At 67.4% G+C, this 19,928-nt stretch carries 18 protein-coding genes; 14 read left to right on the plus strand and 4 right to left on the minus strand.

Annotated features, from left to right (window positions below; genetic code table 11):
• The first annotated feature begins 13 nt into the window (after positions 1 to 13).
• Complete coding sequence (locus tag LSI54_RS03885) at positions 14 to 271, plus strand: hypothetical protein (protein ID WP_241477802.1); 258 nt, start codon at positions 14 to 16, stop codon at positions 269 to 271.
• Positions 272 to 325: 54 nt separating this feature from the next.
• On the opposite strand, the gene LSI54_RS03890 is transcribed toward LSI54_RS03885, so the two are convergent.
• Positions 326 to 796, minus strand: coding sequence for a GNAT family N-acetyltransferase (locus LSI54_RS03890; RefSeq protein WP_241477803.1), 471 nt, complete (start codon positions 794 to 796; stop codon positions 326 to 328).
• Between the two features lie 36 nt (positions 797 to 832).
• Here LSI54_RS03890 and LSI54_RS03895 point away from each other — a divergent pair, with 36 nt between their 5' ends.
• Together LSI54_RS03895 and LSI54_RS03900 are read left to right on the plus strand one after the other, a co-directional pair.
• A complete protein-coding gene (locus LSI54_RS03895; protein WP_241465269.1) occupies positions 833 to 1,291 on the plus strand; it encodes a 23S rRNA (pseudouridine(1915)-N(3))-methyltransferase RlmH in 459 nt (152 codons plus the stop codon).
• Positions 1,284 to 2,000, plus strand: coding sequence for an NADPH-dependent F420 reductase (locus LSI54_RS03900; protein WP_241477804.1), 717 nt, complete (start codon positions 1,284 to 1,286; stop codon positions 1,998 to 2,000). The genes LSI54_RS03895 and LSI54_RS03900 overlap by 8 nt, the downstream gene beginning before the upstream one ends.
• Positions 2,001 to 2,023: 23 nt before the next feature.
• On the opposite strand, the gene LSI54_RS03905 is transcribed toward LSI54_RS03900, so the two are convergent.
• Positions 2,024 to 2,461 carry a dihydrofolate reductase family protein gene (locus LSI54_RS03905; protein ID WP_342357795.1) on the minus strand — a complete coding sequence of 146 codons (438 nt, stop codon included), beginning with the start codon at positions 2,459 to 2,461 and terminating at the stop codon, positions 2,024 to 2,026.
• Positions 2,462 to 2,601: 140 nt separating this feature from the next.
• Here LSI54_RS03905 and LSI54_RS03910 point away from each other — a divergent pair, with 140 nt between their 5' ends.
• The 9 genes from LSI54_RS03910 to thiD all read left to right on the plus strand — a co-directional run bounded on the left by LSI54_RS03910 (position 2,602) and on the right by thiD (position 14,505).
• Positions 2,602 to 7,497, plus strand: a complete 4,896-nt coding sequence (locus LSI54_RS03910; RefSeq protein WP_241477805.1) for a DNA glycosylase AlkZ-like family protein — start codon at positions 2,602 to 2,604, stop codon at positions 7,495 to 7,497.
• Positions 7,498 to 7,582: 85 nt separating this feature from the next.
• Positions 7,583 to 8,248 carry a VOC family protein gene (locus LSI54_RS03915; RefSeq protein ID WP_241465273.1) on the plus strand — a complete coding sequence of 222 codons (666 nt, stop codon included), beginning with the start codon at positions 7,583 to 7,585 and terminating at the stop codon, positions 8,246 to 8,248.
• Positions 8,249 to 8,285: 37 nt separating this feature from the next.
• Positions 8,286 to 9,305: a pseudouridine synthase gene (locus tag LSI54_RS03920; protein WP_241470519.1), complete on the plus strand. Its 1,020-nt coding sequence runs from the start codon at positions 8,286 to 8,288 to the stop codon at positions 9,303 to 9,305.
• The gene (locus tag LSI54_RS03925) at positions 9,302 to 9,955 is read left to right on the plus strand and encodes a DedA family protein (RefSeq protein WP_241465275.1); all 654 of its coding nucleotides are present in this window, start codon (positions 9,302 to 9,304) and stop codon (positions 9,953 to 9,955) included. The genes LSI54_RS03920 and LSI54_RS03925 overlap by 4 nt, the downstream gene beginning before the upstream one ends.
• A gap of 77 nt (positions 9,956 to 10,032) precedes the next feature.
• Positions 10,033 to 11,763, plus strand: a complete 1,731-nt coding sequence (locus LSI54_RS03930; protein ID WP_241477806.1) for a hypothetical protein — start codon at positions 10,033 to 10,035, stop codon at positions 11,761 to 11,763.
• A 35-nt stretch (positions 11,764 to 11,798) separates the two neighbouring features.
• Positions 11,799 to 12,542 (plus strand): AMIN domain-containing protein, encoded by a 744-nt coding sequence (locus LSI54_RS03935; protein ID WP_241477807.1) that lies wholly within the window; start codon positions 11,799 to 11,801, stop codon positions 12,540 to 12,542.
• 54 nt (positions 12,543 to 12,596) lie between these two features.
• Positions 12,597 to 13,136: an NUDIX hydrolase family protein gene (locus LSI54_RS03940; RefSeq protein WP_036473357.1), complete on the plus strand. Its 540-nt coding sequence runs from the start codon at positions 12,597 to 12,599 to the stop codon at positions 13,134 to 13,136.
• A 33-nt stretch (positions 13,137 to 13,169) separates the two neighbouring features.
• Positions 13,170 to 13,688: a hypothetical protein gene (locus LSI54_RS03945; protein WP_241465278.1), complete on the plus strand. Its 519-nt coding sequence runs from the start codon at positions 13,170 to 13,172 to the stop codon at positions 13,686 to 13,688.
• Positions 13,681 to 14,505, plus strand: coding sequence for a bifunctional hydroxymethylpyrimidine kinase/phosphomethylpyrimidine kinase (gene thiD / locus LSI54_RS03950; protein ID WP_241477808.1), 825 nt, complete (start codon positions 13,681 to 13,683; stop codon positions 14,503 to 14,505). The genes LSI54_RS03945 and thiD overlap by 8 nt, the downstream gene beginning before the upstream one ends.
• A gap of 33 nt (positions 14,506 to 14,538) precedes the next feature.
• On the opposite strand, the gene LSI54_RS03955 is transcribed toward thiD, so the two are convergent.
• On the minus strand, positions 14,539 to 15,222 hold the full coding sequence (locus LSI54_RS03955) for a response regulator transcription factor (protein WP_274617524.1): 684 nt from the start codon (positions 15,220 to 15,222) through the stop codon (positions 14,539 to 14,541).
• 434 nt (positions 15,223 to 15,656) lie between these two features.
• Between LSI54_RS03955 and LSI54_RS03960 the strand changes: the two genes are divergently transcribed.
• A complete protein-coding gene (locus LSI54_RS03960; protein WP_241477810.1) occupies positions 15,657 to 16,808 on the plus strand; it encodes a sensor histidine kinase in 1,152 nt (383 codons plus the stop codon).
• Positions 16,809 to 17,104: 296 nt separating this feature from the next.
• Positions 17,105 to 18,346, plus strand: a complete 1,242-nt coding sequence (locus LSI54_RS03965; RefSeq protein WP_241465282.1) for an acyl-CoA dehydrogenase family protein — start codon at positions 17,105 to 17,107, stop codon at positions 18,344 to 18,346.
• Positions 18,347 to 18,404: 58 nt separating this feature from the next.
• Here LSI54_RS03965 and LSI54_RS03970 read toward each other — a convergent pair whose 3' ends face one another.
• The gene (locus tag LSI54_RS03970) at positions 18,405 to 19,910 is read right to left on the minus strand and encodes an L-serine ammonia-lyase (RefSeq protein WP_241465283.1); all 1,506 of its coding nucleotides are present in this window, start codon (positions 19,908 to 19,910) and stop codon (positions 18,405 to 18,407) included.
• Positions 19,911 to 19,928: the final 18 nt, after the last annotated feature.

The following is a 19,928-nucleotide window of genomic DNA, read 5'->3' on the forward strand; positions in this document are numbered from 1 at the left end:
CTATCGTGCTGTCATGGCGAAAAGCTCCAGGTCCAGCGAGTATGAACGCGTGGAACACTTCACCGCTGATCCATCCACCGTCGAGTGGGCCTCCAGCGGCAAGTTCTGGACCAGCTGGCAGAGTGCGGTCGCGATCATGGGCATCCCGCTCATCGCCTGGATGTACCTCGCGCCGTCTGACCTCCAGCTGGGCCCCGGCTGGTATCTGGTCTCTTGGCTTGCGATCTTCGTGGTCGCCACCGCGGCAGGCCGCATCCGCCGCCGCTTCTGAAACATCATGAAGCCTGAGGGAAGTCAGACCCTGGGAACTTCCAAGACCTGAACGTCAGCCTCGACGCATCGGCACGTGGGGAATCCCGTCTTCCAGGAACTGCTCCCCGGACCGGACGAAGCCGAAGGCCTCATACCAGCCCTGCAGCGGCGCCTGGGCGTCGAGCACGACCTGCGATTCAGCTGACTGCCCGGCGCAGAACTCCAGCGCGCGCTTCATCAGCCCACGGGCCACTCCGGTCCCGCGCGCGTCAGGGGCCGCCACCACACGCCCGATCCGGAAGCCCGCCGACTCGTGGAGGATCCGCAGCGTGGCGGTGGGCGCGGCGTCGTCTCCGGACTCCTCGCCCGAGGTGCCGTTGACCGCCCAGAACATCACCGCACCGGGCTCCAGGTCTCGACCGTCGAGCTCCGGGTACGGGCACTGCTGCTCGACCACGAAGGCATCGGTGCGCAGCTTCAGGATGAGGTAGAGCGAGACGGGATCCATCTGGGCCACGGGGGCAGCGTGAAACTGAGCAGGCATGGGCTCCATCCTAGGCTTGCCGGTAGTCTCAGACCCATGAGCATCACTGCCCTGGCCATCGGCAAGAAGCATGAGAAGTGGGCCGCGGAGGGGATCGAGCGCTACACCAGGCGGCTCCGCAAGCCGTATGACCTGGACTGGAAGCTGCTTCCGCATTCCTCCCGCGAGCATGATGCAGCCCGCCAGGAGGAGTCCGAACGGATCCTCGCCGCGCTGAAGACCAAGGATCACGTCATCCTGCTCGATGAGCGCGGCAAGAACATCAGCTCGACGGGCCTGGCCGAGCATCTCCAGGCCAGCTTCGACAATGGGCAGCACGTCGTGGTGATCATCGGCGGGGCCTATGGTGTCACCGATGAGCTGCAGCACCGCGCCGACTTCGTCTGGTCGCTCTCCAAGCTCGTCTTCCCGCACCAGCTGGTCCGGATGCTGCTCGCCGAGCAGGTCTACCGCGCCCAGGAGATCTCCGGAGGGCGGGCGTATCACCATGTCTGAGCGGTCTGCACCCGCCGCGGAGCCTTACCCCGAACCCACGGCGGCCGCAGCCTCGGAGACCACCCGACCCGTTGTCGGCATCCTCGGGGCCGGCCGAGCCGGCACCGCCTTCGCCCGGGCCCTGCTGCGCGCCGGGGTCGCTGTGGACATCGCCTCCACCCGCCCGCCCCGAGCGCTGCAGCATCACCTCAAGATCTACGCCCCCGGTGCAGTCCCGGTGGTAGGTGCGGACATCGCCGCGCGTGCCCGGGATTCCAGCGGGATCGTCATCCTCGCGGTCCCGCAGGAGGAGCTCGATGAGGTGGACCCGGACTGGGTGGTCGGCACCGTGCTGATCGACGCGACCAACACCTGGCAGGACGAGCTGCTCCCGGGCTGGCTGCAGGCCGCGGTGGATGAACAGCTGCCGACCTCCATGGCACTGGCCGGACGGTTCGGCTCCGCGCGGGTGATCAAGGCGCTGAACCACATCGCCCACGCCGATATCGACGACGCCGCCCGGCCCGCCGCCGAGCTGTCCCAGCGCCGAGCGCTCGCCGTCGCCGGAGATGACGACGCCGCCCGCGGACTGGTCATGGGACTGCTGGACCGCATCGGTTTCGATCCGGTCTCCCTCGGCGCGCTGGCCGCGGGACGGATCATGGAGCCCGACGGGCCTCTGTTCAACCGCCCGCTGCGCCGCGAGGACATCCTGCGCTTCGCCCGCTGAGCCGCTGGCCGTGGCGATGAAGATCACCCGGTGCGGCGGGTGAAGACCAGGTGCATGTAGTCGATCAGATCCGCCTCGAGGAACTGCCGCAGCGTGGCCACCCCGCCGCCGATCCGCACGTCAAGGCCTCCGGCGAGATCGCGCGCGTGATCCAGTGCGGAGACCGGGTCGGTATCCAAGAAATGGAAGGTCGTGCCGCCTGCCATCTCGAGCATCGGCCGCGGGTGGTGGGTCAGCACCACCACGGGGGTGTGGAAGACCGGGTCATCGCCCCACCAGCCCTTCCATTCCTCATCCGCCCATGGGCCGCGCTGCGGGCCGAACTTGTGTCGTCCCATGATCTCCACGCCGATGCTTCGCCCCCACCGGCTCGCGAACGCCTCATCGACACCGCGGGACCCCTCGGTCTTGCCATGTAAGCCCATCTCGCGGAAGGTGCGGGTTTCGAACGCCCACTCCATCAACCGCGGCGTCTGACGGATCGTCGGCGTTTCGCGTCAGGATGACGACTCCGGCGAGCGCGCATTCCACCTCATCCCGCCCGATTCATGAGGGGTGAGATGCGTCTATGGATGTCCGTGGCGGCCTCTAGAGTAAGACCATGACCGCCCTGGAACCTTTCACCGAGCCGACCCGGCGCTGGTTCCAAGCATCCTTCGGTGCACCCACCGCCGCGCAGGCTGGCGCCTGGGCTGCCGTGGCGCAGGGCAAGAACGCGCTTGTGGTCGCGCCCACCGGCTCGGGCAAGACGCTCTCGGCCTTCCTCTGGTCGATCGACCAGCTCTTCGCCGCACCCACCGCGGGCACCTCGGTGCTCTACATCTCGCCTCTGAAGGCGCTCGGCGTGGACATCGAACGCAACCTGCGCAGCCCGCTGGTCGGGATCGCGCACACCGCCCGCCGCCTCGCCGCCGAGGGCGCCGCGGACGAGCCGCCGGAGATCACCGTCGGGGTGCGCACCGGCGACTCCACGCCCAAGGAGCGTCGGGACCTGGTTCGGAAGCCCCCGCAGATCCTGATCACCACCCCAGAATCGCTCTACCTGATGCTCACCTCCCAGGCCCGGAGCACGCTGACCGGGATCAAGACCGTGATCATCGATGAGGTCCACGCCCTGGCCGGCACCAAGCGCGGCGCCCATCTGGCGGTCTCGCTGGAGCGGCTGAACAACCTGCTGGCAGCCCCGGCCCAGCGGATCGGGCTCTCCGCCACGGTGGAACCCCGCGAGGAGGTGGCCCGCTTCCTGGGCGGCTCGGCGACGGTGGAGATCGTCGCACCGAAGTCGGAGAAGAAATGGGACATCACCGTCTCGGTCCCGGTGGAGGACCTGGCCTCCCCCAGCACCGCCCCGCCCGAGAGCGCGACCCCGTTCGCCGCCGCCTCGAACGGCAGCGGAGACCCCGACGCCGCGGCCGGCATCCCTGCGCGCACTCCTGCAATCGACTTCCCGCCCGACGACGCGCTGCTCAGCGACCAGCCGCTGCAGCCCAGCATCTGGCCGCACGTGGAGCACCGGGTCGTGGATCTGGTCACCGAGAACCGCTCCACCATCGTGTTCGTGAACTCTCGTCGGCTCGCGGAGAAGCTCACCGGGCGGATCAACGAGATCTGGTCCGAACGCCAGGCGCCCACCGCTCAGAACACCGACGACGCCGCCGCATCCGCCCCCGGGGATGACGGGGACGCGGGCGAGCCCGCACCGCTGGCCCGTTCACACCACGGCTCGGTCTCGAAGGAACAGCGCAAGCTCACCGAAGAGGCGCTGAAATCAGGCCAGCTGCGCTGTGTGGTCGCCACCTCCTCCCTCGAGCTCGGCATCGACATGGGCGCCGTGGACCTGGTCGTCCAGGTGGAGGCCCCCTTCGCGGTCTCCGCCGGGCTCCAGCGCATCGGCCGGGCCGGGCACCAGGTGGGTGAGGTCTCGGTCGGCTGGTTCTTCCCCAAGCACCGCGGGGACCTGGTGAGCACCGCCGTGATCGTCGAGCGGATGCTCGCCGGGCAGATCGAGGCCCTGCACATCCCGCGCAACCCGCTGGACATCCTTGCCCAGCAGACGGTGGCCGCCGCCGCGATGGACCCGCTGGATGTGGAGTCCTGGTTCGAGACGCTGCGCCGCAGCGCCCCCTTCGCCACGCTGCCGCGCTCGGCCTATGAGGCCACCCTGGACCTGCTCGCCGGCAAATACCCCTCCGACCGGTTCGCCGAGCTGCGCCCCCGAGTGATCTGGGACCGCGACGCGGGCACGATCAGCGGGCGCCCCGGCGCACAGCGGATCGCGGTCACCTCCGGCGGCACCATTCCCGACCGCGGGCTCTTCGGGGTCTACCTCGCCGGCGGAGAAGACTCCGGATCGGCCCGCTCCGGCGGCCGCCGGGTCGGTGAGCTCGATGAAGAGATGGTCTACGAGTCCCGGGTCGGCGACGTCTTCGCGCTGGGCGCCACCAGCTGGCGGATCCAGGAGATCACCTTCGACCGGGTGCTCGTCGTCCCGGCCTTCGGGCAGCCCGCCTCGCTGCCCTTCTGGCGCGGCGACGGCTTCGGCCGTCCCGCCGAGCTCGGCCGCGCGCTGGGCCGGTTCACCCGGGAGGTCCACGCCGGCGCCGCAGAGCCCACCGCCGAGCGGCTCACCGCGCTGGGCATGGACACCTGGGCGCAGCAGAACCTGCTGCGCTACTTCACCGAACAGCAGGAGGCCGCCGGGGTGCTCCCCAGCGACACCACCCTGGTGGTGGAACAGACCAAGGACGAGCTCGGTGACTGGCGGATCGTGCTGCTCTCGCCCTACGGACTGCAGGTCCACGCCCCCTGGGCGCTGGCGGTCGGTGAACGCCTGCACGACCGGTTCGGCCTGGACGGCTCGGCCATGGCCAGCGACGACGGGATCGTGCTGCGCGTCCCGATGATGGACGAAGACCCGCCCGGCGCGGAGCTCTTCGTCTTCGACCCCGACGAGCTTGAGGATCTGGTCACCGGCCAGGTCAGCTCCTCTGCGCTGTTCGCCGGCCGGTTCCGCGAGGCAGCCGCCCGGGCCCTGCTGCTGCCCAAGCAGAACCCCGGACAGCGCACTCCGCTGTGGCAGCAGCGCCAACGATCCTCCCAGCTGCTGGAGGTCGCCTCGGGCTACCCTGACTTCCCGGTGATCATGGAGGCCATGCGGGAGGTCCTGCAGGACGTCTACGACATGCCGGCCCTGCTGGAGCTGCTGCGCAGCATCACCCAGCGCAGGCTCAAGATCGTGGAGACGACCACCTCGAAGCCCTCCCCCTTCGCCCAGTCCATCCTCTTCGGCTACATCGCGCAGTTCCTCTACGAGGGGGACTCCCCGCTGGCCGAACGCCGGGCCGCCGCGCTCTCGGTGGACCCGGCCCTGCTGGGTGAGCTGCTGGGCCGGGTGGAGCTGCGTGAGTTCCTCGACGCCGCGATCATCGCCGACTCCGAGGCCTACGCCCAGCGGCTGCTCCCCTCCCGGCACCTGCGCGGCGAAGAGGGCGTCGCGGACCTGCTGCGCCTGCTCGGCCCGCTGACCGAAGAGCAGCTCGCCGCCCGGCTCGAAGACGGTGAGCCCGCGAAGCACCATGCCGAGGCCCTGGTCTCGAATCAGCGCGCCTTCCGGGTGATGTGGCGCACCGGCACCTCTCCAGAGTCCGGCGCCGACGGCGAGCAGGATCAGGTTGAGGAGCGCTACGCCGCGATCGAGGACGCCTCACGGCTGCGCGACGGTCTGGGCACGCCCATCCCGGTCGGCATCCCCTACGCCTTCCTGGACCCGGTCGAGGATCCGCTCGGCGATCTCGTCGGGCGCTATGCCCGCACCCACGGACCCTTCCTGGTGGAGGAGGCGGCGGCCGAGCTGGGACTCAGCCGCGCCGTCGTCGTGGACACGCTGACCCGGCTGGTGCGCGAGCACCGGGTGGTGGAGGGACTGTTCCGACCCGACCGGGTGATCCCCGCCGATGCCCGGCCCGGCACGGTGGAGTACTGCGATGCCGAGATGCTGCGCAGGATCCGACGCCGCTCCCTGGCCGCCCTGCGCGCCCAGGTGGAGCCGGTGCCCACCCCCGCCTACGCCCAGTTCCTGCTCGAATGGCAGGGCATCACCGCGGCCCGCGGGAAAGGCTCCTCCTCCTCGGGGGTCTCCGCCGTGGCGGAATCGCTGGCCCAGCTCTCCGGTGCAGCCGCGCCGGCCAGCGCCTGGGAGTCCTATATCCTCCCGGCGCGGATCCCCGACTACCGGCCGGGGATGCTCGACGAGCTGCTCTCCGCCGGGGAGTTCCTCGCCGTGGGCAAGGGGGCGCTGAGCGGGCATGACGGCTGGCTGGCCTTCTACCCGCGGGAGGACGCCGAGACGCTGCTGAACCAGCCGGGCAGCACCGGGCTGGGCAGCAACGGAGAAGACTTCACCCCCACCGCGCTGCAGGAGTCGATCCTCGAGATCCTGGCCCGCGGCGGCGCCTGGTTCATCGAGGCGCTGCACGACCAGCTCGACCCCGACCTCACAGGCTCCCGGGAGAGCACCAAGAACGCGCTCTGGGAGCTGTTCTGGGCGGGACGGGTCGCCCCCGACAGCTTCGCCGCGCTGCGCAGATTCATGTCCACCGGGACCACCGCGCACAAGAAGCAGCCCACACCGGCGCGACCGAGGCACACCTCACGGCGGATGGCGCTGCGCCGGGCCACCGAATCACACCGCACCCGGATCGCCGGGAACGCCGCCTCCGGACCCACCGGCGGCGGCGCGGGCGGCCGCTGGCAGCTCGTCCCGAACGGTTCGGTGGATGCCACCGTCGCCGCGCACACCCGCGCCGAGATCCTGCTGGACCGCTACGGGGTGGTCACCCGCGGCTCGGTGATGTCCGAGCAGCAGTCAGGTCTGGGCGCCTCCGCAAAGGGCGGCTTCGCGGCGGTCTACAAGGTGCTCTCCGCGGCCGAGGACTCCGGGCAGATCCGGCGCGGATACTTCATCGAACAGCTCGGCGCCGCCCAGTTCACCTCCTCGGCGACGATCGATCAGCTGCGCTGGATCTCCGAACGCCTCGAGGACGCCGCCGAACAGGCCGGCGCCGAATCAGGCACCGGGACGCCCAGGACGGGAGCCTCCGGCTCGAGCACATCGGGCGGCGGGAAGAAGCAGGATGCTGCGGTGGTGCTCGCCGCCACCGACCCGGCGAATCCCTACGGGGCGGCCCTGGACTGGCCGGAGCTGGAGAGCTCCACGCACCGACCTGGACGCAAGGCCGGCGCCGTCGTGGTGATCTACCGCGGGCGGCTGGTGCTCTACATGGAGCGCGGAGGCCGCACCCTGCTGCTCTTCACCGAGGACGAATCCACCATGGACCTGATCTCCCGGGCGCTGGTGCCGGCCCTGCGCGCGGCCAAGACCGGACGGATCGCGGTGGAACGGGTCAACGGAGACCGGATCCTGACCCACCCGCTGGGACAGCTGCTGCGCGACGCCGGCTTCAACTCCTCGCCCTCCGGGCTGAGATTCGCGCCATGATCGCCGCATCGGATCACTGCCATGACGCCTCACCCGCGCAGCGCGCAGTCATAGAGAACACAGGATTTCCGGCTAGGGTGAAGTCATGACTCTTTGCATTCCGTTTCTGATGTTCCAGGGTCAGGCCCAAGAAGCGATCGACCACTACCTCGACGTCTTCCCTGACGCTGAGCTGCTGGAGATCGTGCACCACCCCGCGGGCACCGAGATCTACGACCCCACCCCGCGGCCCTCCGCTGAGCCCGTGGACCCTGCCGACACCGAAGTCCCAGAGGACTCCGACGGCGGGAAAGGTTCGGACGCCGTGAAGGAGACCGAGCCGACCCAGCCTGAGTCCACCGAGGCTGAGCAGACCGAGGCTGAGTCGACCGACACGACGCTGATCACGGTCAAGCATGCCCAGGACGCCTCTGATCACGAAGAGGTCATCACCGTTCCAGTCCCGCTGGTCGCCACCGCGCAGCTGAGGATCGGCGGGCAGGTGCTGATGATCCAGGACAGCCTGATGAAGCATCAGTTCAGCTTCACCCCCTCGATCTCCGTGGCCGTGGTCGTGGACTCCGCGGCGGAGTTCCATCAGATCGTGGACAGCCTGGCCCCGGGCGGAGAGTTCCTCATGGAGCCCGACGACTACGACTTCGCCACGAACTTCGCCTGGATCAAGGACCGCTTCGGCATGTCCTGGCAGGTCAACCAGCCCCTGGGGCAGCCCGAGCCCACCGCCCGCGCCGAGGCGCCGGTCTGGGGCTGAGCCGCCCCGGCTCGCTGACCTGCCCAGAAACTGACCTGTGACGCAGAAGTCTCCTCTCCCCGTGCGCAACGGCGTCAATGCCACGCGCCTGCGGGTCCCGCTGAACGGGCCCTGGCACACCGTCCATGACTACGTGCTGGAGACCTTCGGACACATCGACCATGGCGGGATCACCCGGCGCTTCGATGACGGCGACGTCGTCGACGTCCACGGGGCGCCGCTGAGCACGTCCACCCCGCTGGGCGACCTCGAGTTCCTCTGGTACTACCGCTCGGTCAGCCAGGAGATCCCGCTGCCGGTGACCGAGGAGCTCATCCATGAGGATGAACACCTGGTGGTGGTGGACAAGCCACACTTCCTGCCCACCACCCCGGCAGGCCGCTATGTCCAGGAATCGCTGCTGGTACGGCTGCGGAACACGCTCAACCTCCCGGACCTGGTGCCGATCCATCGGCTGGACCGGGGCACGGCCGGCGTCGTGCTGTTCTCCAAACAGCCCGACACCCGGGGGGCGTATCAGCTGCTCTTCGAGAACCGCGTGGTGGAGAAGTCCTACGAATGCGTCAGCGCCACCCCGGCGGGGATGAGCCCCGAGACCATGGCCTCGCGGTTCCCGCTCACCGTGCGCAACAAGATCGAGAAGACCAAGGGCGTGGTGGTCTCCCAACTGGCCTCATACGCCCCGGAACACTCCGGCAAGCGCCCGCATGACCGCACAGCCCGGCAGGGCAAGCGCCGAACCGAGGCCATCCCCGGTGCGAACTCCTCCTCCCAGATCGAGCTGCTCTCCACCGGACGCAGCCGCTCAGGGCACGACGTCGGCCACTTCCGGCTCAATCCACACACCGGAAAGACTCACCAGCTGCGCATTCACATGGCACTTCTCGGTCTCGGTATTCTGAATGATCGTTTCTATCCCGAACTTCTCGATGACGCCCCTGATGAGTTCGACAAGCCGCTCCAGCTGCTGGCCAAGACACTCGCCTTCACCGACCCGATGACCGGGGTGCCACGCAGCTTCATCTCGTCTCGAACCCTTCAGGAGACCCCGCAGTGACCAATCCCGCGATCGCCTTCGGCATCAGTGACCTCGGCGATCCGGCGCTCTATCAGGAGTGGGGGCTCTACTACTTCCTGTTCATGGCAGTGGCGGTGGCGTTCACCGCGATCGTGCCGCCGTTTCCCTCCGAGGTCATGGTGATCGCCTCAGGCACGATGGCCGCCGAGGAGATCTTCCCGCTGCTGCTGGTCCTCGCCGTGACCTTCATCGGCTGCCTCATCGGCGACATCGGGGTCTACCTGCTCTTCCGCTACAAGCTCATCCGGCTGCTCTACCGCTGGAGGTGGGGACGTCGGCTGCACCGGAAGATGCTGCGCATCTCGCTGCGCGCCGGCGGCGCCTCCACCTGGGCGGGCCTGCTCCTCATCCGCGGGATTCCGGGGGGCCGCTCCGCCTCGATGGCAACGGCCGGGATCATGCGTCTCGGCGGCCGCTCCATCGTGGCGCTGTGCCTGCTGGGCTCACTCACGTGGAGCCTGTGGCTGGTCGGGTTAGGTTACATTACGGGAACAACTACAGGGCTCCCACCCTGGGCTAGCACGGCGGCCGCGATCGTTGTGGGTACCCTGGTGGGGTTGGGGATCACCGTGCTGATCACCCGACAGCGTTCGCGTCGGGGGTCCAGAAGAGAGTCGGCAGCCGCTTGACCAGCGACGATGTCCGGGCACCACGCTCCGACAGCTACTGCATATGCCAGCCATGACCTAGAGGGGGGAACCCGGGCTTGACCGAGAAGTCCCAGGACGAGTCCGCCGAGACGCTCACCGTCGCCGAGAAATCCGGCGCGGACACCGAGATCTCGCCTGCGTCCACCGAGGACAGCTCCGCCGAGGACACCTCGGCCGAGCGCGCAGATCCTGCCCGGAAGCAGGATCCCGCCACCGCCTCAGCGGCCCCTGCTGACGCTTCAGCGCCCGCCGAGAGCTCCGCGCCTGCTGGAGACTCTTCGCCTGCCGCAGACTCTGTGTCCGGCTCAGACACCACGCCCGCCGAAGACTCCACACCGGCCGGAGATTCAACACCGGCCGCTGCCCAGTCGCCGACCCCTGCACCTTCCGCACCCTCGGTGCGCTGGAGCCGCCCCACGCCGGCGCGGCCCGCGCCGTCGAAGGCCAGCGCTCCTGAGACCGACCTCAGCAGCTTCTTCGACGACCTTGACGAGAAGTTCCTGGGCGCCGCCCGCCGCGTCGGCGCCGCCTTCCGCCGGTCCGCCCCGCAGGATCAGCCCGGTCCTGACGAGCAGCGCAGCAGGAACGGCAGGAAGAACGGCCGACCCGCATCGGGCCAGTCCACCGCGGGCGCCGCGCAGAGCCCGCCTGCCACACGCCCCGCGGCAGCACCCTCCAACGGCGTGGACCACTCCGGCTCTGCCCTCGGCAGCGCCGCCCGGGGGCCGGAGTCGTCCCCGCTGAGCCTGCCCCGGCCTCGCCGCGCCCTGGATGAGCAGCGGCAGCGCGACGTCATCCTGGAGAAGGCCGCAGCCATCGAGGCGGCCACCGCGATGAACCACCGGCCCACCGGCCGGGACTACATCGAGTCCGCCGATGACGAAGAAGACCTCTTCACCTACATCCCGCCCTACAACATGCCCTCCAGGGACCCCGACCCCGCGCCGGTGCGCAGCGACCTCTACCGACAGATCTTTGTCACCCTGGGCGCCCTGGCAGCCCTGGTCTCGCTGATCTGGATGTTCGGCATCTTCCCCGGCTCCCCCGCCATCCTGGGCGGCAATGGGCTCGATGAGCTCGCCGGCGGCTGGTACTCCGGCGGACAGGCGCTGCTCTCCCCGAACGCGAACTTCTACTGGCTCTGGCCCATCATCGTGCTGGGCCTGCTGGCCCACGCGGTCCACCAGTGGACCACCACCCAGATCTCCACCCCACGGCAGCGCCGCTCTGGCTGGCAGGTCGGCTCGGCGTCGCTGTTCATGCTCATCTGGACGGCCAGCATCCACCACGGAATGCTCACCCTCGCGGCGCTGGCTTCCCTCGCTGCGGCATTGGCGCTGATCGACGCGATCAGACAGTTCACCTTCCGCACCGCCCGCACCGGTCTGGAACGTCGATTCTCCGATACCACCACCGGTCTCTTCACCGGCTGGGCGATGGTCGCAGCGATGTCTTCGCTCTCCATCTGGCTGACCGCCATGGGATGGCGCGTCCCCGGCATCCCTGCGGTGCTCTGGGCGCTGCTCGGCCTGGGCATCTGCATCTGGGCCGCCGCCTACTACGCGATGACCGAACGCGGCAGGATCGCGGTCGCCCTCGGCATGGGCTGGGGCATGTTCTGGCTGATCTTCCCCCGGCTGCTCTCAGACGTCACCTCCGTGTGGGTCGCCATCTCCGCCGCGATGGGAGCCTTCGTGGTCATCCTCGCGACCGAATCCCGCCGGCACAAGATCAACCACGCGGAGCGTCGCGCCGCCATGGGGCGTCCGCTCGAAGACATCATCTGAACCAGCCCCGGTTGGACCACCGCACAGGAGGCACGATGAGGCACCCGCACAGAAGCCAGATCACCGCACTCGGAGCAGCCATGCTGTTGCTGCTCGCCTCCTGCGGCTCCCCGGAGGAGGGCCAGGACCCCGCCCCCGCCGAGGACGCCGCCTCCGAGCAGCCCACTGAGGACACCGAGGGCGCGCAGGACTCGGAAGAGCCGGACCCGGCGTCCGAGTCTGAAGATCCTGGAGAGTCTGAGCAGCCTGACGAGTCCGGGGCCTCCGCGGCACCCGAAGACGAGGATCAGGACCAGGGCGACGACGCCGCCTCAGCGGACTTCAGCACCGACGCCCAGGAGTCTGACGGCTTCCCCGGGGAGTTCACCCGCGGCGAGGAGCCCAATCATCTGGTGGAGATCCGCTCCGGTGTCCATGAGGGATACGACCGTGTGGTCTTCGAGTACTCCGGGGACGGCACCCCCAGCTGGCGCGGAGAGTACACAGATGCCGCGGCCGAACTGGGCCGCGGCGAACCCATCGAGGTAGCCGGCGAACACATTCTCGAGATCAACGTCAACGGACCCTCGTGGGCTCCGGAGGACGAGCCAGAAGACGAGCTTCCCGCCCAGGAGTACTACGAACGCGATCGCGGCGGAGCCTTCGAGGAGATCTTCATCCAAGGACCATTTGAAGCCCACTCCCAGTACCTGATCGGCCTGGACCAGGAACGGCCGTTCCAGATGCAGCTGCTCGAGGAGCCGACCCGGCTCGTGGTGGACATCGCCAACGCGGAATGACCCGGCACTGAGCCCTGACCGGCCTCGGGCTCCGTTGTGGTGCATGATGGGACCATGAGCATTCGAACCCCAGATCCGAACCCCGGATGGTTGAACGAGGATGACCTCTACGAGGCACGACGACGGCTCCCCATGGTCTACGTCGAAGCGATCCCAGTTCGACTGGATCCCCTCGGCTGCATCACCGAGCTGGGTCTTCTCTACACCGCAGACGCCGAGGGGCATTTCTACCGCACCGTGGTCTCCGGACGTGTGATCTACCGCGAGACCATCAGGGCGGCTCTGCTGCGCAACATCGAGAAGGACCTGGGATCGATGGTGATGCCACAGATCCCCGCTTCGCCGGTGCCGTTCGCCGTGGCCGAATACTTTCCCTACCCCTCTGAGACCGGGTTGGTCGATGACCGGCAGCATGCGGTTTCGATGGCCTATATCGTGCCCGTCTCCGGGGAATGCTCACCGCGCCAGGACGCCCTGGAGCTGAGTTGGATGACACCGGATCAGGTGCTCAGCCCCGATGTGCAGGCGGAGTTCCTCGGCGGCCGCGAGAAGCTGATCCGCCAGGCCCTGGCCCATCTGGGTCACACCGGCTGAGCCACACCAGCTCCGGCCGGTAGAATCAGGCCAATGACCACTCCCGCCCCAGAGAAGCCCGTCCGCCGCAGAAGGCCGCCCCGCAAGCAGGACACCGCAGCGCGTCCGGTGCTGCGGCTCGGAGCCGCAGGGTGGATCGTCTCCTGGCTTGTCCCCACAGCGGTCATGGGCGGCCTGCTGCTCGCACTGGGCCTCATCCCCGGCCTGAACGAAGACGGCTTCCTCGCCCCGCTAATTCCGCTGATCGCCGCGGCGGCCGTCGTCGTCGGCATTCCCGGGACCCTGCTGGTGAGCTGGCTCTACCGACACCAGGTGCGCCCCACCGTGCATATCCTCGGCTACGTCCTCGTGGGGCTCCTCTATGGTCCTGTCGTGCTCGTGGTCGGGGCCGGAGGACTGATCCCGATGCTCATCCCGCTGATCGGCTTCCCCGCCGGCATCCTGCTCGGGATCGGTCGCTGGATGGCGCAGCCGCTGGCCCGCGTGGAGAACCCTGCTGAAGAGCCCGACCCCGCTGCGACCCCCGAACCGAAGGACGCTGAGCATGCCTGAGACCACTTCATCTCCCGCGATGACGCTGAGCATCGCGGGTTCGGAAGCCACCGGCGGCGCCGGGGCGCAGGCGGATCTGAAGACCTTCCAGGAGCTCGGTACGTTCGGCATGGTGGCGCTGACCTGCATCGTGTCCTTCAATCCGGGTGATGAGTGGAACCATCGCTTCGTCCCGGTCGAGTCCCAGGTGATCGAGGACCAGATCGAAGCGATCTTCGGCAACTACGGGCCCGAGGTGCTCGACACCGTCAAGCTCGGGATGATGGGCTCCCCCGCCACGATCTCCACCGTGGCCGCCGCGATCACCGCGCGAAGGCCGAAGCACCTGGTGCTGGATCCGGTGCTGATCTGCAAGGGCCAGGAGCCCGGTCACGCGCAGGACACCGACGAGGCGCTGAAGGCCGAGCTGCTCCCACTCGCCACCTTCGTCACCCCCAACCACTTCGAGACCGAACAGCTCTCCGGGATGAAGGTCGAGACCCTGGACGACCTGCAGGCCGCCGCGGCGGAGATCCATCGACTCTCCGGCGCTGCCGTGCTCGCCAAGGGCGGAGTCCGACTCGCCGGACCCGAGGCGGTGGACGTCTTCGTCGACGCAGACGGCATCGAGGTGCTCAGCGCGCCCAAGATCGGTGAGCACGCGGTCTCCGGCGCAGGCTGCTCCTTGGCGGCCGCGGTCACCGCCGAACTGGCCAAGGGCAGCTCCGTCCGAGACGCCGCGCGCCGGGCCAAGGAGTTCGTCACTGCAGGCATTCGTCAGCGGGTCGCCGGGAATACCCCGTTCGATGCACTGTGGCAGGGCGGCCTGCGCGGCTGACGGGGGCGGACGGAGCTTCGCTCAGCCAGCGGTCTACTCTTCTCGACCATCTTCTAGCTGCGGCTCGATGAGGCCCAGCTGCGTGGCGCGGATGAGCAGCTGGACGCGGTCCCTCACGCCGAACCGGACGCAGAGCCGACCAAGGTGTGCCTTGACCGCACCCTCGGTCAGGACCATCCGCGTTGCGATCTCTCGATTGCTGTATCCCCGCGCCAAGAGACTCAGGACTTCTGTCTCTCGTGGTGGTGTCCGCGGCAGGTAGTCCGATCCTGCGAGCGCCAGGGAGAACTCCTCCGCCTCATTGATCGGGTTAAATTCAAGTCGTCGTGCTATGTCCGGCGAGATCGGCACCGAACTAGAGTGGACTTGCCGGACCGCGTCCAAGACCTGTTCTGCCGTGGCGTCCTTCACGATGTAACCCTTGGCCCCCGCATTGAGCGCCTGTAGTGCGTGGCCTTCGGAGCTGAACGTGGTGACCGCGAGCACTGAGGTGTTGGGGGCAATCGTCATCACCTCAGCCGTCGCCTCGACACCGCCCATCTTGGGCATCTTTAGATCCATGATGACGACGTCGGGCTTGGTCTCACGAACCAGCTCGATGACCTCGAGCCCGTTCGCAGCCTCCCCGATGCATTCCATATCGGGAGCCGAATCCACGTAGGCGCGCAATGCTGCGCGCATGATCGGATGGTCGTCTGCAACAACAAGACGGAGCATGGTTGAACCCGTTTCTTCCTCGGCCTATGGACTCGGCGCGGTTCTCCAGATTATCCGAAGTTCCTGGAATAGACGGCCCGAGCACATCTAGTCGATATCACACAAGAACTGATGCCTAGCCAAGGAATTAGCTACTTTAGTCTACTATCACTGAATTTAGACAGAGGTTAATATAACAATACACGCTTATCCAGTTGAAACATATATCGAAAGAGAACAACAACATGGCTATCACTTTGTTTGCATACCGAATCGCAGCTATTTCAGCCCTTCTTTTCACAGCTATTATCACATTTTTGGATCTTGCCAATTTTGAAGTTGGCAGCTTTATGCAGACTTTCTTCTGCCGCGCCTTCCCGAGGGCCTCCGGGTGCTGATAACTGACTGGCCATCAAGTCGGTGACATATCATTGAGAGTGACCTTTTCGAGCGATGTGACTCCCAGCCGCAGAGTCCTAAATGTTCTTACGCTGACAACCATCGGTGCCATTCTCGCCGACCTGTCACTGGCCCTGATTCTCAACCTGGACTTCAGCGCGACCCTGCTGGCCGTCTACCTCATGTGGATCCTGTCGGTATCGCTCTTCTGGCTACACCCGGGCATGGGCGCGATGGCGGCCCTCATCGGAGCGCTTATCGGGACACAGATGAGCTTCCAGATCGGCACCCTACTGCTGGTGATTCTCTTCTGTGGACTCACCGCGATGTACTGCGCCCAGTGGCTGCGTCGGCTGTACCTGGTTCTTGCATTGATCCTCGCGATGAATGTGGGCATGATCCAGGAGGACCCGGTGTTGGCCGCAGGGTTCGGAATCTCCGCAGGCGGCACAATGGTCACGTCTTACCTGATCGGGCGCGCAACTAGACGGCAGCTGGCTACGCGCCTGGAAGCCAGAGCAGAGCTGGAACAATTGCGCTCCGCACATCAAGATGCATTGGATGCTGAGCGCAGGTCCATCGCCCGAGATCTTCATGACATCCTGGCGCACGACCTCACGGTAATCTCGATGCAGACGCAGGTGGCAGCCGCAACAGGCACCGCCGAATCCCGTGCGGCAGCACTGACCCAGATCTCAACCTCCGCCAGCGCAGCGCTCCACGACCTTCGCCGCGTGCTGCAGGTGCTCCAGCGCGAAAACATCATCGAGGCGGGCCCGGGGGACGCCCCGGAGCTGGACCTAGAGTCAGGTCTTCAGCGCTTCACCGAGCGCCTTGAGGATCTGGGGTTCAAAGTTGACACTGCGGTCCACGGAGATCTGAGCTCGCTCTCACAGTCCGTGGAGGCCTGCCTCTACAGAATTCTTCAGGAATCCACCACCAATGTGGTCAAGCATGGAGCCAAGGGACACGCCACCAGTGACTGCACCATCGAGATCGAGGTCAAGACCGACACCGTGAATATGGCAGTGACGAACCGCACTGACGACACCCAGACACCGGCAGTCAAACACCCTTCCTCGGGGACTGGGCTTATCAGCATGGAGGACCGCGCGGCAACCTTCGGAGGCACCGTGGATGCCGGAGCTCCAGCTGCTGGCATCTGGAGTGTGCAGGTCACCGGAATCCAGATGCGGCTGCTTCGCTGACCGATCGATCGTCCCGCTGCTCATAGGGCGAAAAGACCCCGGACACAGAGAGGCTCGGGCGGTGCCGTTCCCACCGCCCGAGCATTAACATCCGCCGAGGTCCTGCTCCGAACCCTTGCACCGTAACTCGGAACACCTCAAGGCCGATGTCATCTCCCCTGAATCGTGCACCACTGATGCACGTCCACTTATAAGTATTGGGGAGTGCCCGTCTTCTGACTAGTGGACTTTTGTCCACAGTTTGCAGGTGAAACCAAAGCTCCCCCACCTTGTGACTATCAAGTAACATGTGTGCCATGACACATCATGCTCCCGATGCTTCCGTTGATCCGATCTACGACGTCTCCACCGCGCAGGACCTCGACTACTACGGCGTCTTCGACGACCTCCCCGCGGCAGACCGGCAGTGGTGGACTCGCGCCCGTGAGTTCTCCACCGGACTGGAGACGCGGATGGCGCAGCACTGGGAACACGCTGAGTACCCGGTTGACCTGGTCCGCAAGGCTGGCGGCCTGGGTCTGCTGACCGACGGCGTCGACGTCTCCGAAGCCTCGATGGAGACGCTCTCCCCGATGGCCGCGGGCCTGGTGAACATGGAGACCTCCCGTGCCGATGGCTCCCTGGGCACGGCCCTGGCGGTGCAGGGCGGGCTCGCGCTGCGCACCCTGGCGTACTTCGGTTCGGCAGACCAGAAGGCTGAGCATCTCACCAAACTGGCCACGGCCGAGACGCTGGGCTCCTTCGCCCTCACCGAGCCCACGCACGGCTCGGACTCGGTCTCGCTGGAGACCACCGCCCGGCTGGTCGGCGACGAGGACTCCGGCTACTACGTCATCAACGGCGCCAAGAAGTGGATCGGCAACGGCGCCTCGGGCGGCCTGACGTTCACCTGGGCCCGAGTCGCCGGCGGCATCCACGACGGCAACGTCCGCTGCTTCCTGATCGACCAGGACACCCGCGGCTATCGGGCCGAGGTCATCCAGGGCAAGGCCTCGCTGCGCGCGATCCACCAGGCGCTGATCCAGTACGAGGACGTCGAGGTCCCCGCCCACGCCGTACTGCCGGGTTCAAAGACCTTCAAGGACGCCTCCAAGGTGCTCTTCGCGACCCGGCTGGGAGTAGCCTGGTCCGCCGTCGGGCATGCCTCTGCGCTGGTGGAGGCGGCGCTGAGCTATTCGAAGCAGCGTGAGCAGTTCAGCCGTCCGCTGGCGAGCTTCCAGCTGGTGCAGGAGCGGCTGACCTGGATGGTCTCGGAGCTCACCTCCATGCAGCTGCACGTCCGGGCGGTCACCGAGCGGGATATGGCCGGCACGCTCACCGGCCCGCAGGCCTCCCTGGCGAAGTATCACAACACCCGGAAGGCTCGGGCGATCGCCCAGGTCGCCCGCGACATGCTCGGCGGCAACGGGATCCTGCTGAAGAACAAGGTGCCGCGCCACATGGCAGATATCGAGGCGATCCACACCTATGAGGGCACCGAATCCGTGCAGAGCCTGATCATCGGGCGCGACCTGACCGGGTACTCAGCCTTCGCCTAGGACACGCGCTCGGCGCCCACGATACGGCGCTCGGCACTGCGCATTCGACGTCCAGCGCTCAACACTCGACGACGTTGACCGCGAGTCCGCCCAGGGCGGTCTCCTTGTACTTCGAGGACATGTCCTTGCCGGTCTCGCGCATCGTCACGATGACCTCGTCCAGCGAGACCCGGTGCTCGCCGTCGCCCATCAGCGCCATCCGCGCGGCGTTGACGGCCTTGGTCGCGGCCATGGCGTTGCGCTCGATGCACGGCACCTGCACCAGTCCGCCGATCGGATCGCAGGTGAGCCCGAGGTTGTGCTCCATCGCGATCTCGGCGGCGTTCTCCACCTGTTTGGCAGTGCCGCCCAGGACCTCGCAGAGCCCGGCGGCCGCCATCGAGGAGGCCGAGCCGACCTCCCCCTGGCAGCCGACCTCGGCGCCGGAGATCGAGGCCTGCTCCTTGTAGAGCACCCCGACGGCGGCGGCGGTGAGCAGGAACCGCACGGCGATGTCCTCACGGTCCTCCTCCCCCGCGTAGCTGGCGCCGGGCCCGTAATGGGTGGCGTAGAAGCCCACGGCAGGGATGATTCCGGCAGCACCGTTGGTGGGCGCGGTGACCACCCGTCCCCCGGAGGCGTTCTCCTCGTTGACCGCCAGCGCGACCAGGTTCACCCACTCCTGCCAATAGGCGTGGGTGCGGCCTGGATCGTCCTTCCACATCCGTGCGTGCCAGTCAGGGGCACGACGCCGGACCTTCAGCCCCCCGGGCAGGTGCCCCTCGCGCTCCAGGGCGCTGTTCTTGCAGTCCTCCATGACCTGCCAGAGGTGCAGCACCTTACCGGTGATCTCGGCTTCGGCTTCCTCCTCGGTGCCGCCGTGGCGGGCGCGGTGCAGGGCGCGCTCATTGGCCAGCATCACCCGGGAGACCGGCAGGCCTGAGCGGGCGCAGTGCTCCATGAGCTGGGCGGCCGTGATGAAGGGGTAGGGCACCTCGGCGTCCGGGGTGGCCAGCGCCTGTCCCAGCGACGCGTCGGAGGCCACCGCATCGGATTCTGAGAGCACGAACCCTCCCCCGATGGAGTAATAGATCTCCTTGGCCACCTGCTCTCCGGCGGCGTCGAGCGCGGTGAGCGTCATCGCGTTGGTATGCCGGTCCATGACGGTGAGCGGGCGCTGGATGAAGTCCTCCACCCGCAGCGGGATCTCCTTGCCGGCGCTGTGGGCGTCCCCGTGGGCGCCGTCCGGATCGCTCGGAGCACCGTCGTCTTCGCACTGGGCGGCCAGCTGCACCGTGCCGGAGACCTCCATGGCAGCCAGTCGGGAGTCGACCTGGTCCGGCAGGATGGTCTCCGGGTCCCACCCCTCCAGGCCCAGCAGCACCGCGGTGAAGGTGCCGTGGCCGCGTCCGGTGGCCGAGAGCGAGCCGTAGAGGTCCACCTGCACCGACTCGGTCCGGGCCAGCACCTCGGGACTTCCCAGCTGCTCGGTCACGAAGCGCCGGGCGGCGCGCATCGGCCCCACCGTGTGCGAGGAGGAGGGACCGATGCCGACCCGGAGCAGATCAAAGATGCTGATGGTCATGGAGTGTCTCGAATCCTG

Origin of the sequence: Nesterenkonia sp. AY15 (assembly GCF_022565855.1) — a bacterium.
In the GTDB taxonomy this organism is placed as follows: Bacteria; Actinomycetota; Actinomycetes; order Actinomycetales; family Micrococcaceae; genus Nesterenkonia.

Bases quoted from the DNA above. Each gene is read 5' to 3' on its own strand.
- LSI54_RS03905 (WP_342357795.1), bottom strand. From the start codon at position 2,461: ATGGAGTGGGCGTTCGAAACCCGCACCTTCCGCGAGATGGGCTTACAT.
- LSI54_RS03970 (WP_241465283.1), bottom strand. From the start codon at position 19,910: ATGACCATCAGCATCTTTGATCTGCTCCGGGTCGGCATCGGTCCCTCC.
- LSI54_RS03965 (WP_241465282.1), top strand. From the start codon at position 17,105: ATGACACATCATGCTCCCGATGCTTCCGTTGATCCGATCTACGACGTC.
- LSI54_RS03955 (WP_274617524.1), bottom strand. From the start codon at position 15,222: ATGCTCCGTCTTGTTGTTGCAGACGACCATCCGATCATGCGCGCAGCA.
- LSI54_RS03915 (WP_241465273.1), top strand. From the start codon at position 7,583: ATGACTCTTTGCATTCCGTTTCTGATGTTCCAGGGTCAGGCCCAAGAA.
- LSI54_RS03895 (WP_241465269.1), top strand. From the start codon at position 833: ATGAGCATCACTGCCCTGGCCATCGGCAAGAAGCATGAGAAGTGGGCC.
- LSI54_RS03890 (WP_241477803.1), bottom strand. From the start codon at position 796: ATGCCTGCTCAGTTTCACGCTGCCCCCGTGGCCCAGATGGATCCCGTC.
- thiD (WP_241477808.1), top strand. From the start codon at position 13,681: ATGCCTGAGACCACTTCATCTCCCGCGATGACGCTGAGCATCGCGGGT.
- LSI54_RS03885 (WP_241477802.1), top strand. From the start codon at position 14: ATGGCGAAAAGCTCCAGGTCCAGCGAGTATGAACGCGTGGAACACTTC.
- LSI54_RS03940 (WP_036473357.1), top strand. From the start codon at position 12,597: ATGAGCATTCGAACCCCAGATCCGAACCCCGGATGGTTGAACGAGGAT.
- LSI54_RS03900 (WP_241477804.1), top strand. From the start codon at position 1,284: ATGTCTGAGCGGTCTGCACCCGCCGCGGAGCCTTACCCCGAACCCACG.
- LSI54_RS03945 (WP_241465278.1), top strand. From the start codon at position 13,170: ATGACCACTCCCGCCCCAGAGAAGCCCGTCCGCCGCAGAAGGCCGCCC.
- LSI54_RS03935 (WP_241477807.1), top strand. From the start codon at position 11,799: ATGAGGCACCCGCACAGAAGCCAGATCACCGCACTCGGAGCAGCCATG.
- LSI54_RS03910 (WP_241477805.1), top strand. From the start codon at position 2,602: ATGACCGCCCTGGAACCTTTCACCGAGCCGACCCGGCGCTGGTTCCAA.